This window comes from Pseudarthrobacter sp. alpha12b, from assembly GCF_054130495.1.
This window is the reverse complement of the sequence record NZ_CP196746.1, coordinates 1,396,907-1,410,175: the sequence shown is the minus strand read 5'-3', so window position 1 is coordinate 1,410,175 and position 13,269 is coordinate 1,396,907. Positions and strand designations below refer to the sequence as shown.

Below are 13,269 nucleotides of genomic sequence, written 5' to 3'. Positions count from 1 at the left end.
AGTGGCCCTGGGAAAAAAGAACAACGCACCCCGCAGGCGCACCCATCCTGTGCTGGCGCCCTACCCGCACCCCTCCGGTGCGGTGGCACCGTCCATCCCGGCTGAATTCATTCCCCGGCACGTGGCCATCGTCATGGACGGCAACGGCCGCTGGGCCAACCAACGGGGGCTGCCGCGGATCGAGGGACACAAGGCGGGGGAGCCGGCACTGCTCGATGTCATGGCAGGAGCCATCGAACTGGGCATAGAGTACGTCAGCGTGTACGCGTTCTCCACTGAGAACTGGCGCCGCTCGCCCGAGGAGGTCCGCTTCCTCATGGGATTTAACAAGGATGTGCTGCGAAGGCAGCGGAACCAGCTGGATGACTGGGGAGTGCGGGTGCGCTGGGCAGGACGCCGGCCACGGCTCTGGGGTTCAGTGATCCGGGAGCTGGAGGAGGCTGAGGAGTTCACGGCCGCCAACACCACCTGTAATTTGACCATGTGTGTTAATTACGGCGGCCGGGCGGAGATCACCGATGCCGTGTCCGCGATTGCCGCGGACGTGGCGGCAGGCAAGCTGAAGCCCGGCGCCATCACCGAGCGGACCATCCAGAAGTACTTGGATGAGCCTGACCTTCCTGATGTGGACCTCTTCCTGCGCAGCTCGGGGGAGCAGAGGCTGTCCAACTTCCTGCTGTGGCAGTCCGCGTATGCGGAGTTCGTCTTTATGGACACGCTGTGGCCGGACGTAGACAGGCGGACCCTCTGGGCCGCCGTCGAGGAATACGCCAGGCGGGACCGCCGGTACGGCGGTGCCGTCGATGCAGCCGCTGCTGCGGCAAACCCTCCGGCAGATCCGCAGGCGCGTTAGCCTGACCCATACGCCCGCAACCAGCGGGCCAGTCGTGAGTAGGCATCGCCCCGGATCGGTTCGGGCGAGAGGAAGACGTCGTGGAGGGCGCCGTCGATCCGCTCCACGGTCACCGTGCGACCCAGGGTGAGGGCCCTGGCGCTGATGATGTTGACGTCCAGGACGGCATCGGTGCGGCGCATTTCCTCGGACCACAGAAGGCCGTTCGCACTGCCCTTGGAAAGCAGGACCAGGATCGGCGCCTCGATCTCCAGGCCGCGGGCCACCCGGGCATGCCCGGCAAGCACCGCCCGCAGCCAGCCTGCGCGGACTGGGAAAGCCATGCGGGGCCGGTAGCGCTCATCAAGCGGCCACTCGCCGTCGGCAGCGCTGCTGATGGTGCGCCAGTAGTGGCCACGCTCCGGAAGGCGGAGAACTGCCTGGGGCCGGAACCGGGCCACAGGGCGCACCATGCTGGACGCGGCCCGCCGCACCAGCGAACTCCCGTGCATCTCCAGCCACGGGCTGTTAAGGATCAGCAGCGAAACGGCCTCCGGATGGCGGCTGCTCCACAGGGCTGCCACCAGCCCGCCGGTGGAGTGGCCCATCAAAGCCAAGGGTCCGGGCGCGCCCTCTTGCCGGATGACGCGGGCTGCTTCTTCGATTTCAGCGTCATAGGCGGCGAGGTCTGCCACATACCCACCCGGTGATTCCGGGCGCAGGCTCCGCCCATGATTGTGCATGTCCAGGGCATAGAAGTCGTAGCCGGCCGCCGCCCAGAACCGCGCCAGGTCCACGTTGAAGAAATAGTCGCTCCAGCCGTGCAGGAAGAGCACGGCTTTTCGGCCCGCGGCAGCACCGGCATCCAGGTTCGGCCGGAGCCGGACCAGGGTTGCTGTCCGCTCCACCCCGTCAGGTCCGGCGGCCGTGAAGGTGTGGGACTCGAAATCCCCGCCCAGGATGTCCTGCTGCCACTGCATGACCTCATGCTAAACCGGGTCGCGGGGGTACGTCCGTCCGTTCAGCGGCTTCTCCGTTTTGGTGTGGCGCCCCCGGAGACGGGAAACTGGAGGCATGCGCGTTTATCCCACTTTCTTCAGGCTGGCCTTTTCATGGATGGACGCCGAGCGCGCCCACAAGATCGGATTCAAGGGCATCCGGCTCGCGCATGCTTCGGGGGCGGGGAGGGTGCTGCAGAAGTTGACCGCTCCGGCTCTGTCGCTGCAGACCACCGCCTTTGGTGTCACGTTTCCGTCGCCGTTCGGGTTGGCTGCCGGCTTTGATAAGGAAGGGCACGGCATCGAGGCCCTCACCGACCTTGGGTTCGGACACATTGAGGTGGGAACCATCACCGGCCAGGCGCAGCCGGGCAATGACAAGCCGCGGCTGTTCCGCCTGGTCCAGGACCGGGCCGTCATCAACCGGATGGGATTCAATAACGACGGCGCGTCGGCCGTTGCGCCGCGGCTGAAAGCAGCGCGGGCCGCACTTCAGCGCCGCTACCCGGCGGTGCGTCCGGTCATCGGCGTCAATATCGGCAAAACCAAGGCAGTTGAGCTCGCCGACGCCGTGGACGACTACCTGGTAAGCGCACGCAGCCTGGCTCCTGCCGCCGACTACTTGGTGGTCAACGTCAGTTCCCCCAACACTCCGGGGCTTAGGCTGCTCCAGGATGTGGAAACGCTCCGCCCGCTGCTGACCGCCGTGGGGCAGGAAGCTGACAGGGCCGCCGGCCGGCACGTGCCCCTGCTGGTCAAGATCGCCCCGGACCTCAGCGACGAGGATATTGACGACGTCGCACGCCTCGCCCTGGACCTGAAGCTGGACGGCATCATTGCCACCAACACCACCATCGCCCGGACGGGACTGTCCTCGCCGGCGGAAGAGGTGGAGAAATGCGGCGCGGGCGGATTGTCCGGCGCTCCGGTGAAGCAGCGTTCCCTCGAGGTGCTGAAGCGGCTCAAGCGCGCCACCGGGGACGCCCTGGTCCTGGTGTCGGTCGGCGGTGTGGAGTCGGCCCACGATGTACAGGAAAGGCTCGACGCCGGCGCAACCCTGGTGCAGGGCTACACCGCTTTCCTGTACGAGGGACCCTTCTGGGCAGCGCGGATCAACAAGCAACTGGCAAGAAACCGCCGCTCCTGACACCTGGCCGCATGCCCCTGTGAAAGCCGCAAGGCCTGCTGAAAAGCGGATCGGTATTAAAGGACAGACACCCCTGCGGTATTCCGCAGGGGTGTCTGTTGGTTTGGGGCGACGTGAGCTCAGGCGGGGTACTGTCCGCGCTGGACCTGAGGCTTGGGCAGCCGAAGTTTCCGGAACTGCAGGGACCGCATGGAGCCGTACCAGACTGTACCGCGCTCCACCTCTCCGAACTTTTCCGCCAGGCGCTTGCGAAGCTTGCGGGACAGAATGAACACATCGACGAAGACCGCCAGGAACATTACCCAGAAAGCGCCCAGGACGTAGATCATCATGTCGCTGGAGGCCGGGACTACCAGGGACACCAGCACGAAGACAAGCGCACCGAACATCAGGTACTCGCCAAGGTTGAAACGCGCGTCCACGAAGTCGCGGGCAAACCGTTTCTGTGGACCCTTGTCGCGCAGCGGCAGGAACTTCTCATCGCCGGTGTCCAGGGCCCGGCGCATCTTAAGGCGCTGGTCCTGCACGGCCTGGCGTTCGGCGGCCTTGGATGCCTTGCGGTCCTCGGGCACCAGCGGGCGCTTGCGGGCGGCTTCCTGGGCCTTCCGCGTGGGGGTAGGTGCACCCTTGCCCACCGCGCTGTTCTGCTGCGCCGCCGCCTCTGCTGCCTGCTGGTCTATGGTTTCCTGCGCCGAGGGCGCTTCTTTTCTACGTCCGAACACCTGACCAGAATACCTTGCAGCGGCGTGCCCCCCGGCTTGCTCCGGCGTCTGCCCTGACCTGCAGTCGAATGTGACGGGGGTAATGTTTTGGCCATGACTTCATCACCGGCGGCCACCCCGCACAGCACCATCACTACGTCAGGACCGGGCCCTGAGGTAGCCGGCAGGACGGAAGATCTTCGTTCGGCGGTAGACCGTTCCTTCGACCACACCCTGGCTCGGCTCAAGGAGCTCGTGGCCATTCCGGGAATTGCGTGGCCCAGCTTTGAGCGCAGCCCCCTCGAGCGCAGCGCGGAGGCCGTCGCGGAACTCCTTCGCGGTGCAGGGATCAGTGAAGTCCAGGTGCTGTCAGTGGACAAGTCGGACGGCACCCCAGGCGGCCCGGCCGTCGTCGCCCGCCGTCCCGCCGCTGATGGAAAGCGGACTATCCTCCTGTACGCCCACCACGACGTCCAGCCCGTCGGCGACGAATCCCTATGGGAAACAGAACCTTTTACCGCCGTCGAGAAAGACGGACGCCTCTACGGACGCGGTGCAGCCGACGACAAAGCCGGCATCATGGCGCACGTTGCTGCATACACGGCTGTCGCAGAGGTCCTTGCCGGCTCCCTGGGGCTGGGTGTGACCTTCTTCATCGAGGGCGAGGAAGAAGCAGGGTCGCCTACGTTCCGGACATTCCTGGAGGCGAACCGCGAGCTGCTGCGTGCGGACGTCATCGTGGTGGCCGACTCCAGCAACTGGAAAGTCGGCATCCCCGCCCTGACCACCAGCCTCCGCGGCCTGGTCGACGGCACCATCGAGGTGCAGGTCCTTGACCACGCCGTGCACTCCGGCATGTTCGGTGGTCCGGTCCTGGATGCTCCCACCCTGCTGTCCCGCCTGATTGCCACGCTTCACGACGCTGACGGGAACGTGGCCATCGAAGGACTGGTGGCCACCGACACCGCTGCCGTGGATATGCCGGAAGCGGATTACCGCAGCGATGCGTCCGTGCTCGAAGGCGTCCGGCTGGCAGGGACAGGGAGCATCGCGTCCCGCCTGTGGACCAAGCCGGCACTGTCAATCATCGGCTTCGACGCCCCCGCCGTAGACGTAGCCTCCAATACCCTCCTCCCTCGTGCCCGGGCAAAGTTCAGCCTCCGGTTGGCCCCAGGACAGGTGCCGGCCGACGCCATGGAGGCGGTACGACGGCATGTGGAGGCCAACGCTCCCTTTGGGGCGAAGGTCGTCTTCACGCCGGGGGAGGCCGGCAACCCCTTCCAGACCGACACCTCGTCCACCGCAGCGACCGTGGCCATGTGGGCACTGGGGGAGGCCTGGGGAGTTCCCGCCGTCGAAACCGGCATCGGCGGCTCCATTCCCTTCATAGCCGACCTGACCGAGCTGTACCCCGAGGCCCAGATCCTGGTGACAGGGGTCGAGGACCCGGACTCGCGGGCACACAGCGCCAACGAGTCACTGCATATAGGGGACTTCCGCAACGCCATCCTGGCCGAGGCCCTCATGCTCGTCCGGCTGAACACGGGGGGACTAACGGCAGGGGAGTAACGGCCGTTTGGCGTGCCGGCGGCCACCCTGCTTCCAGGGAACAACCGGCGGGCTTTGACGGTTACGCCAGGAGTTAGAGCTACAGGACTGCCGCGCGTAGCATGTAGCTATAGCCCATACCGTATTTGTAGGGGCAGGCGCCGTTTCGGCGGCGCCGCCAGACCGTCCTAAGAAGGTAGGCCAATGAGCACCGCAACCAACGAAAACAGCACCGCCGCCACCAGTGTGGCCAGCGACGAACTGCCCGTTCACGAGGTCAACCTGACCGATGTCGCTGCAGGCAAGGTACGCAGCCTCCTCGAGCAGGAAGGCCGCACCGACCTGCGCCTGCGCGTGGCCGTGCAGCCTGGCGGATGCTCAGGGCTGATTTACCAGCTCTACTTCGACGAACGGCTCCTTGATGGAGACGCCGTGCGTAACTATGACGGAGTCGAGGTCGTTGTCGACAAGATGAGCGTGCCATACCTGAGCGGAGCCAGCATCGACTTCGAAGACACCATTTCGAAGCAGGGCTTCACCATCGACAATCCGAACGCCGGCGGCTCCTGCGCCTGCGGCGATTCGTTCCACTAAGCCGGTTATTTCGCCTGATGTCGGCGCCGGGCTTCCTGCCGTCCAAAACGGCACGGGGGCTCGGCGCCGACATGTGGGCGAAACGCCCGGGGGAGCGGTAAGCTCTACACCGAGTAGTAAAACTTTTTTGTGCCCGGAGCGCCGATGGCTGCCCGGACAACAGCAACAAGTAGGAAGGGCCGTCTGTGAGTTCGCAGAACCGAACCGGCAGCCGACGCAAAACGATCACCACGATCTCAAGCTTGGCTATAGCCGGCGCGTTGGTTTTGACCGGATGTTCGCCAGAGGTAGAGAAAGGGTGGATGCCCACTGAACGTGGCACCACCAGCAACACCGACCGCATCATGGACCTCTGGGTCAACTCATGGATTGCTGCGCTCGTGGTCGGCGCCATTACGTGGGGCCTGATTATCTGGTGCGTGGTCGCCTACCGTCGCCGCAAGGGAACCGTGGGCTTCCCGCGGCAGACCAGCTTCAACCTTCCGCTGGAAGTCTTCTACCTCACCATCCCGATCTTCATGGTCCTGGTGTTCTTTTACTTCACGGACCGTGACCAGCAGGCTATCGATGACCGATCGCAGCCGGCAGACGTCGTTGTGGACGTCCGCGGTAAACAGTGGGCGTGGGACTTCAACTACAAGTCCGGCGATGTCATCCAGGAAGACCTCCACGAGGCCGGCGTCCAGGCGCACCTCACCGGCAACACCATCGACAAGGAACAGCTCCCCACGCTGTACCTGCCCGTCAACAAGTCTGTTGACCTCGAGCTGAACGCCCGCGATGTTATCCACTCCTTCTGGGTTCCCGCCTTCCTGCAGAAGCGCGACATGATTCCCGGCAAGACCAACTACATCCGGTTCACCCCCACTAAAGAGGGCACCTACGACGGCAAGTGTGCCGAACTCTGCGGCGAGTACCACTCCGAAATGCTGTTCCGCGTCAAGGTGGTGTCGGAATCCGAATTCCAGGCCCACATGGACCAGCTCAAGGCTGAAGGCAACACGGGCCTGCTCGGCGTGGAGTACGACCGCAACCCGAACCTGAACGAAACCAAGTAAGGGGAGCGACGTGGCTACGTACACCCAATCCGCACCCACCGGGGTCCTGTCGGCTCCCGTGGTACCCAAATCCAAGGGGCGCATCGTCGTCAACTGGATCACCTCCACTGACCACAAGACCATCGGGTACATGTACCTGATCGCGTCCTTCGTGTTCTTCTGCCTGGGCGGCGTCATGGCCCTGCTGATCCGTGCGGAGCTCTTCGAGCCCGGCATGCAGATCCTGCAGACCAAGGAACAGTACAACCAGCTGTTCACCATGCACGGCACCGTCATGCTGCTGATGTTCGCCACCCCGCTGTTCGCCGGCTTCGCCAACGTGATTATGCCGCTGCAGATCGGCGCGCCCGACGTCGCATTCCCGCGTTTGAACGCACTGGCGTTCTGGTTCTTCCTGTTCGGCTCCACCATCGCCGTCTCCGGCTTCATCACCCCGCAGGGTGCTGCATCCTTCGGCTGGTTCGCCTACGCACCGCTGTCCAACACCACGTTCACCCCGGGCATCGGCGGTGACCTGTGGGTCTTTGGCCTGGCATTGTCGGGCTTCGGCACCATCCTCGGTGCGGTCAACTTCATCACCACCATCATCTGCATGCGCGCTCCGGGCATGACCATGTGGCGGATGCCCATCTTTACCTGGAACACCCTGATCACCGCGATCCTGGTCCTGATGGCCTTCCCGCCGCTGGCCGCCGCCCTGTTCGCCCTTGGTGCGGACCGGAAGTTCGGTGCCCACATCTTCGACCCGGAGAACGGCGGCGCGGTCCTTTGGCAGCACCTGTTCTGGTTCTTCGGCCACCCGGAGGTGTACATCATTGCGCTGCCGTTCTTCGGCATCGTTTCGGAAATCTTCCCGGTGTTCAGCCGCAAGCCGATCTTCGGCTACAAGGGCCTGGTCTACGCCACCATCGCCATCGCAGCCCTCTCGGTGACGGTGTGGGCCCACCACATGTACGTCACCGGTGCCGTCCTGCTGCCGTTCTTCTCGTTCATGACCATGCTCATCGCGGTGCCCACCGGCGTGAAGTTCTTCAACTGGATCGGCACCATGTGGCGCGGCTCCCTGACCTTCGAGACGCCCATGCTGTGGAGCCTCGGCTTCATCATCACCTTCCTGTTCGGCGGCCTCACCGGCATCATCCTGGCCTCGCCGCCGCTGGACTTCCACGTTTCGGACTCCTACTTCGTGGTGGCGCACTTCCACTACGTGGTGTTCGGCACCGTGGTGTTCGCCATGTTCGCAGGGTTCTATTTCTGGTGGCCCAAGTGGACCGGCAAGATGCTCAACGAGCGCCTCGGCAAGATCCACTTCTGGCTCCTGTTCCTGGGCTTCCACGGCACCTTCCTGATCCAGCACTGGCTCGGCGTCGAGGGCATGCCCCGCCGCTACGCCGACTACCTGGTGGAGGACAACTTCACGTGGATGAACCAGTTCTCCACCGTGGCATCCTTCGTGCTCGGTGCGTCCCTCATCCCGTTCTTCTGGAACGTCTACATCACCTGGCGCAAGGCTGAAAAGGTCCAGGTTGATGATCCGTGGGGCTTTGGTGCTTCGCTGGAGTGGGCCACGTCCTGCCCGCCGCCGCGCCACAACTTCACCTCCCTGCCCCGGATCCGTTCGGAGCGTCCCGCCCTGGACCTGCACCACCCGGAACTTCGCCAGGTCCAAACCGTTGAGTCGCCGGCACCCGCAGCAGCGGTTCTCGGCAACGCCGACCAGAAGGACACCGCACAGTGAAAATCGAATCATGGATCTTTGGCTCCGGAGTCTTCTTCTTCGTTCCCGTCGCTCTGGTCTACGGTTTCCTGACCAACTGGGGTGAGTGGGTAGGCATCCTGGGCATCCTGCTCGTGGGTGGCCTCGCCGGCATGATCGGTGCCTACCTCGGCTTCACCGGCAAGCGCGTGGGCCTTCGTCCCGAGGACCGCAGCGACGCTGAGATCCACGAAGGCGCCGGCGAGCAGGGGCACTTCAGCCCCTGGAGCTGGTGGCCCCTGGTTCTGGGCATCGCCTGCGCCACCGGGTTCCTGGGCCTGGCAGTGGGCATCTGGATTACGTTCATCGCCGGCGGCATCGCCGTGGTGGCCCTCGTCGGCTGGGTGTACGAGTACAGCCGCGGTGACCACGCGCACTAAGCAGCTGCATCAATAACGACGTCGGGCCCCACCTTTCGGTGGGGCCCGACGTTTTTGCATTCCCTAGACCGTCTGGGCGGCCCCCTGGGACTCCAGCAGGCCGCCAAGGCCCCGCAGGGCTTCCCGTGCCCTCTGGTTGTCGTGCGCGCCGTCCAAGGCGTCGTCGCTGACCGCCAGTTCCACCTCACAGCCCTGTCCGAAGTCAGCAGCCATCACCTGAAGCAGTGAACGGGCGTCCACCATTGCGGCGCCGGCCTTGCTGATGGTGACCGGAAGCCCAGTGTCGGTGACAGCGCGGACAAATACCGCGGCGGAACGTGCATGCAGGCCTACCGGCGCTGCGACCACGGCTTTCAGTGTTGGCAAAGGGACTCCCTTTTCGAAAGACGGCCCCATCCGTCTGCTGGCAAAATTTCCAGACCAAATATATCGGTCACCGTACCCGCGGCGCGAAAGCCCTCCGGCGTCCCGGGACTGGTCTAGACCGTCCTAAAATTGATTGGAAACCAACGGCAGGAGAAAGATCATGGCAGCTGGCGCCACGGCAATCACGGGTGAAATAGACCGCACCAGCGGAACGGCCATCTACGTCCAACTTCGGGAGATCCTTCGCGCTTATATCGCGCAGTCATGCCCGCCGGGTTCGGCGCTGCCGTCAGAACGGGACCTGGCCGAGCGATTCGGGTTGGCAAGGATGACAGTGCGCCAGGCCATCGACGCCCTGGTGGGGGAGGAGGTCATTGAGCGCGTGGTGGGTCTGGGAACGTTTGTCCGACGGCCGAAACTCGACCTCCAGGTGAAACTTACTTCCTACAGCGAAGAAATGCAGCGGCGCGGCATGGTGCCCGCCGCCAAAGTGCTGAGCTTCGAACAGATTGGCGCCAGCGCGTTCCTGGCCCGCGAACTGCAACTGGACGAGGGAACGCCGCTTGTGCGGTTCCGCAGGCTCCTCCTGGCTGATGGGGAGCCCATGAGCGTGGATGAAAACTTCATCCCTGCGCACCGCGTGCCGGGCCTGCTTGACGGCGAGCCGCCCACGTCCCTCTACAACGTCCTCAGCGAGCAGTTTGGCCTGGTTATGGAGTGGGGTGAGGACATGATCGAGGCGACCGCTGCCTCGCCGTCCACCGCACGGCTGCTCAACGTGGAAGTGGGGGCGCCGTTGCTGAAGATCCAGCGGCACGCCTTTGTTGCCCGGGCAATGGTCGACTACTCGGTGTCCTATTACCGGGCCGACCGTTACAAGCTGTGGGTGCCATTGCAGCGGCCCGGAGCACGGAGATCCCGCAACCACTGACAATCCCATCCGCGGACAGCCCCAGCCGGGGATCCGGCCGCTTCCTGCTGACGCGGGGCAGGGAAGTCGCGGTGCACCGCGGGACCACCCTGGAGCAAAAGCCGAGGGCTTAAAGCAGGAAAGGCCCGATCCTGACGGATCGGGCCTTTCCTGTTGGAATCCGAAGCCTAGTGCGTCAGGCTCCTGGATCCCTCTGCTGCCTCAACTGCCTCATGGCCGTGGCCATGTGCGGCTTCGAGCTCTGCAGGCGTAGCCGGAGCCACGCGGTCCTCGAAGAACCAGCGGGAGAGGAACGCGCGGCGCTTCTCCTTGCGGGTGACCACACCATGCTCGTTGGGTTCAGCCGGCAGGACCTGGGGGGACTCGAAACCAACCAGCTTGTACCGCTTGTACTCATCCAGCGGAGCGTGGACCTCGATGAACTCACCGTGCGGGAGCCGAACGATACGGCCGGTCTCACGGCCGTGGAGGGCGATTTCCCGGTCCTTGCGCTGCAGCGCAAGGGCCACACGCTTGGTCACGACGAAGGCGATGACCGGGCCGATGAAGAACAGGGCCCGCAGCCAGTAGGTGACGTCGTTCAGGGAGACACCGAAGTGGGTGGCGATGAGGTCGGAACCTGCAGCGGCCCACATGACGCAGTACCAAACGAACCCTGCCATGCCAATGGCGGTGCGGGTGGGAGCGTTCCTCGGACGGTCCAGGACGTGGTGTTCACGGTCGTCCTTGGTGACCCAGCGTTCGATCCACGGGTAGGTGAACATCACGGTGAACAGGATTCCTGCCGGCACCAGGGCCGGGAGCAGGACGTTGAACGTGAAGACGTGCCCGAAGAAGATCTGCTCGACGTGCCAGTTGCCGAGCGTGCCCGGCATAAGTCGCAGGGCGCCATCGACAAACCCGATGTACCAGTCAGGCTGGGTGCCTGCCGACACGGGGGAGGGGTCGTACGGACCGTAGTTCCAGATCGGGTTGATGGTGAAGAACGCTGCCATCAGGGCGATCACGCCGAAGACGATGAAGAAGAATCCGCCGGCCTTCGCTGCGTAGACAGGACCCAGGGGGTAGCCGACAACGTTGTTGTCGTTGCGGCCGGGGCCGGGGTACTGGGTGTGCTTGTGGACCACGACCATGAACAGGTGCAGGACGATCATCAGCAGGATCAGTGCCGGTACCAGCAGGATGTGCAGCATGTACAGGCGGCTGATGATGGCCGTGCCGGGGAATTCCCCACCGAACAGGAAGAACGAGATGTACGTTCCGATGACAGGGATTGACTTGATAACGCCGTCGATGATGCGCAGGCCGTTGCCGGACAGGAGGTCATCGGGGAGCGAGTAACCGGTGAAGCCGGCGGCCATGGCCAGGATCAGCAGGACGCTGCCCACAACCCAGTTCATTTCACGCGGCCGGCGGAACGCGCCGGTGAAGAAGACCCTCAGCATGTGGACTGCGATGGACGCCACGAACAGCAGGGCCGCCCAGTGGTGAACCTGGCGCATGAAGAGTCCGCCACGGATGTCGAAGGAGATGTTCAGCGACGAGCTGTACGCCACCGACATTTCCACTCCCTTGAGGGGGATGTAGCCGCCGTCGTAGTGGGTCTCCGCCATGGACGGATCGAAGAAGAACGTCAGGAAGGTTCCGGACAGCAGCAGAATGACGAAGGAGTACAGCGCCACTTCACCGAACATGAACGACCAGTGGTCGGGGAAGACTTTGCGGCCGAACTCACGAAGGATCCCGGAGCCGCCAACACGTGAGTCGACGAAGTCCGTGATCCGGCCTGTCTTGGTCTTGGCGACGAAAGCCGGCTCAGCTGTTGATGCTGCGCTCATGCGAATCACGCTCCCAGTAACTTGGTCCTACGGGTTCATGGAAGTCGCTGGTAGCGACGAGGTAGCCCTCGTCATCAACTGCGATGGGCAGCTGGGGGAGAGGACGGCTGGCGGGGCCGAAGATCACCTTGCACTCTTGCGTGAGGTCGAAGGTGGACTGGTGGCACGGGCACAGCAGGTGGTGCGTCTGCTGCTCGTACAGAGCAACCGGGCAGCCAACGTGGGTGCAGATCTTCGAGTAGGCAACGATGCCGTTGTAACCCCACTCTTCGCGGCCCTTGGAGGGGTTCAGGGATGCGGGGTCCAGGCGCATGAGCAGCACAACTGACTTTGCCTTCTCGTTGAGCTTGCCCTCCTGGAGTTCGTTCAAGCCTTCGGGGATCACGTGGAAAGCCGAACCGATGGTGACGTCCGAGGCCTTGATGGGAGTTCCATCAGGGTCACGGGTGAGGCGCTTGCGCTTTCCGTCCTGGGGAGCCCACATGGTGTGTGCGAGCTTGTCGTCCGGGCGGGGTCCAAGGTCACCGAAGATGGCGACGGCGGGAAGCGGGGCCAGCGCCACGGCACCCAGGAGGGTGTTGCGGATCAGCGGGCGGCGCTTGATGCCGGTCTCTTCCACGATGTCGTCGACGATGCGGACCGCGGCCTGGCGGTCCTCTTCGTACCGGATGGCGTGGCGTTCTTCAGAGACTTCGTGATCGGGCATCAGGGCCTTGGCCCAGTGCACGATGCCGGTACCGATACCCAGCATTGCGAAGGCGGTGCCAATGCCGAGCAGGGCGTTCTGGAGCCGGATGGTGGCAATGCTGGAGTCATCACCCAGATCAATGGCAAAGTACGCCACCAGGAAGATCAGGGTTCCAACAACAGAAATGCCAAATAGTAAGGCAACCTGCCGTTCTGCCCGCTTTGCGGCCTTCGGGTCCGTGTCAGCCAGGCGCAAACGATGCGGGGGAATTCCAGGATCCTGGAACTTCTCCACCTCATTCTGACCAGCCGTAGCTACGGTGCCCGAGTGGTTCGGACTGCCGTCACTATGGTTGCCCATAATTCGCCTCATCCTTCTCTCGTCCCGGCTGTTGCCGGGTTAGTTTCTAATTTCAAGCTGCTGACTGGGCAG

13 protein-coding genes are annotated in these 13,269 nt (G+C 63.9%); 8 read left to right on the top strand and 5 right to left on the bottom strand.

The genetic code is table 11. From position 1 onward, the window contains the following. Nucleotide 1 precedes the first annotated feature (1 nt). The gene (locus ACTAQI_RS06350; protein WP_457950222.1) at nucleotides 2-853 is read left to right on the top strand and encodes an isoprenyl transferase; all 852 of its coding nucleotides are present in this window, start codon (nucleotides 2-4) and stop codon (nucleotides 851-853) included. Here ACTAQI_RS06350 and ACTAQI_RS06345 read toward each other — a convergent pair. Continuing rightward, nucleotides 850-1,812 carry an alpha/beta hydrolase gene (locus ACTAQI_RS06345; RefSeq protein WP_457950221.1) on the bottom strand — a complete coding sequence of 321 codons (963 nt, stop codon included), beginning with the start codon at nucleotides 1,810-1,812 and terminating at the stop codon, nucleotides 850-852. The genes ACTAQI_RS06350 and ACTAQI_RS06345 overlap by 4 nt on opposite strands. 94 nt (nucleotides 1,813-1,906) lie before the next feature. Here ACTAQI_RS06345 and ACTAQI_RS06340 point away from each other — a divergent pair, with 94 nt between their 5' ends. After that, nucleotides 1,907-2,977, top strand: a complete 1,071-nt coding sequence (locus ACTAQI_RS06340) for a quinone-dependent dihydroorotate dehydrogenase (protein ID WP_457950220.1) — start codon at nucleotides 1,907-1,909, stop codon at nucleotides 2,975-2,977. A 119-nt stretch (nucleotides 2,978-3,096) separates the two neighbouring features. On the opposite strand, the gene ACTAQI_RS06335 is transcribed toward ACTAQI_RS06340, so the two are convergent. Then, nucleotides 3,097-3,699 carry a DUF3043 domain-containing protein gene (locus tag ACTAQI_RS06335; protein WP_457950219.1) on the bottom strand — a complete coding sequence of 201 codons (603 nt, stop codon included), beginning with the start codon at nucleotides 3,697-3,699 and terminating at the stop codon, nucleotides 3,097-3,099. A gap of 93 nt (nucleotides 3,700-3,792) precedes the next feature. Here ACTAQI_RS06335 and ACTAQI_RS06330 point away from each other — a divergent pair, with 93 nt between their 5' ends. The 5 genes from ACTAQI_RS06330 (at nucleotide 3,793) to ACTAQI_RS06310 (ending at nucleotide 9,014) form a co-directional block, all read left to right on the top strand. Beyond that, nucleotides 3,793-5,247, top strand: a complete 1,455-nt coding sequence (locus tag ACTAQI_RS06330) for a M20/M25/M40 family metallo-hydrolase (RefSeq protein ID WP_457950218.1) — start codon at nucleotides 3,793-3,795, stop codon at nucleotides 5,245-5,247. Nucleotides 5,248-5,430: 183 nt separating this feature from the next. Continuing rightward, a complete protein-coding gene (locus ACTAQI_RS06325) occupies nucleotides 5,431-5,820 on the top strand; it encodes a HesB/IscA family protein (RefSeq protein ID WP_457950217.1) in 390 nt (129 codons plus the stop codon). Between the two features lie 185 nt (nucleotides 5,821-6,005). Further along, a complete protein-coding gene (gene ctaC / locus ACTAQI_RS06320; RefSeq protein WP_159631957.1) occupies nucleotides 6,006-6,878 on the top strand; it encodes an aa3-type cytochrome oxidase subunit II in 873 nt (290 codons plus the stop codon). A gap of 10 nt (nucleotides 6,879-6,888) precedes the next feature. Beyond that, nucleotides 6,889-8,616, top strand: coding sequence for an aa3-type cytochrome oxidase subunit I (gene ctaD / locus ACTAQI_RS06315; RefSeq protein ID WP_457950216.1), 1,728 nt, complete (start codon nucleotides 6,889-6,891; stop codon nucleotides 8,614-8,616). Continuing rightward, the gene (locus ACTAQI_RS06310) at nucleotides 8,613-9,014 is read left to right on the top strand and encodes a cytochrome c oxidase subunit 4 (protein ID WP_311261948.1); all 402 of its coding nucleotides are present in this window, start codon (nucleotides 8,613-8,615) and stop codon (nucleotides 9,012-9,014) included. The genes ctaD and ACTAQI_RS06310 overlap by 4 nt, the downstream gene beginning before the upstream one ends. Nucleotides 9,015-9,077: 63 nt before the next feature. Here ACTAQI_RS06310 and ACTAQI_RS06305 read toward each other — a convergent pair whose 3' ends face one another. Further along, complete coding sequence (locus ACTAQI_RS06305; RefSeq protein WP_457950215.1) at nucleotides 9,078-9,380, bottom strand: HPr family phosphocarrier protein; 303 nt, start codon at nucleotides 9,378-9,380, stop codon at nucleotides 9,078-9,080. 160 nt (nucleotides 9,381-9,540) lie between these two features. Here ACTAQI_RS06305 and ACTAQI_RS06300 point away from each other — a divergent pair, with 160 nt between their 5' ends. After that, nucleotides 9,541-10,311: a GntR family transcriptional regulator gene (locus ACTAQI_RS06300; protein WP_457950214.1), complete on the top strand. Its 771-nt coding sequence runs from the start codon at nucleotides 9,541-9,543 to the stop codon at nucleotides 10,309-10,311. A 167-nt stretch (nucleotides 10,312-10,478) separates the two neighbouring features. Here the strand turns inward: ACTAQI_RS06300 and qcrB are convergent, their stop codons facing one another. Then, a complete protein-coding gene (gene qcrB / locus ACTAQI_RS06295; RefSeq protein ID WP_457950213.1) occupies nucleotides 10,479-12,149 on the bottom strand; it encodes a cytochrome bc1 complex cytochrome b subunit in 1,671 nt (556 codons plus the stop codon). Continuing rightward, nucleotides 12,127-13,197 (bottom strand): cytochrome bc1 complex Rieske iron-sulfur subunit, encoded by a 1,071-nt coding sequence (gene qcrA, locus ACTAQI_RS06290; RefSeq protein WP_141181610.1) that lies wholly within the window; start codon nucleotides 13,195-13,197, stop codon nucleotides 12,127-12,129. Before qcrA ends, qcrB begins: the two co-directional genes overlap by 23 nt. Nucleotides 13,198-13,269 lie beyond the last annotated feature (72 nt).

Bases quoted from the DNA above. Each gene is read 5' to 3' on its own strand.
- ACTAQI_RS06345 (WP_457950221.1), bottom strand. From the start codon at position 1,812: ATGCAGTGGCAGCAGGACATCCTGGGCGGGGATTTCGAGTCCCACACC.
- ACTAQI_RS06340 (WP_457950220.1), top strand. From the start codon at position 1,907: ATGCGCGTTTATCCCACTTTCTTCAGGCTGGCCTTTTCATGGATGGAC.
- ACTAQI_RS06330 (WP_457950218.1), top strand. From the start codon at position 3,793: ATGACTTCATCACCGGCGGCCACCCCGCACAGCACCATCACTACGTCA.
- ACTAQI_RS06325 (WP_457950217.1), top strand. From the start codon at position 5,431: ATGAGCACCGCAACCAACGAAAACAGCACCGCCGCCACCAGTGTGGCC.
- ACTAQI_RS06300 (WP_457950214.1), top strand. From the start codon at position 9,541: ATGGCAGCTGGCGCCACGGCAATCACGGGTGAAATAGACCGCACCAGC.
- qcrB (WP_457950213.1), bottom strand. From the start codon at position 12,149: ATGAGCGCAGCATCAACAGCTGAGCCGGCTTTCGTCGCCAAGACCAAG.
- qcrA (WP_141181610.1), bottom strand. From the start codon at position 13,197: ATGGGCAACCATAGTGACGGCAGTCCGAACCACTCGGGCACCGTAGCT.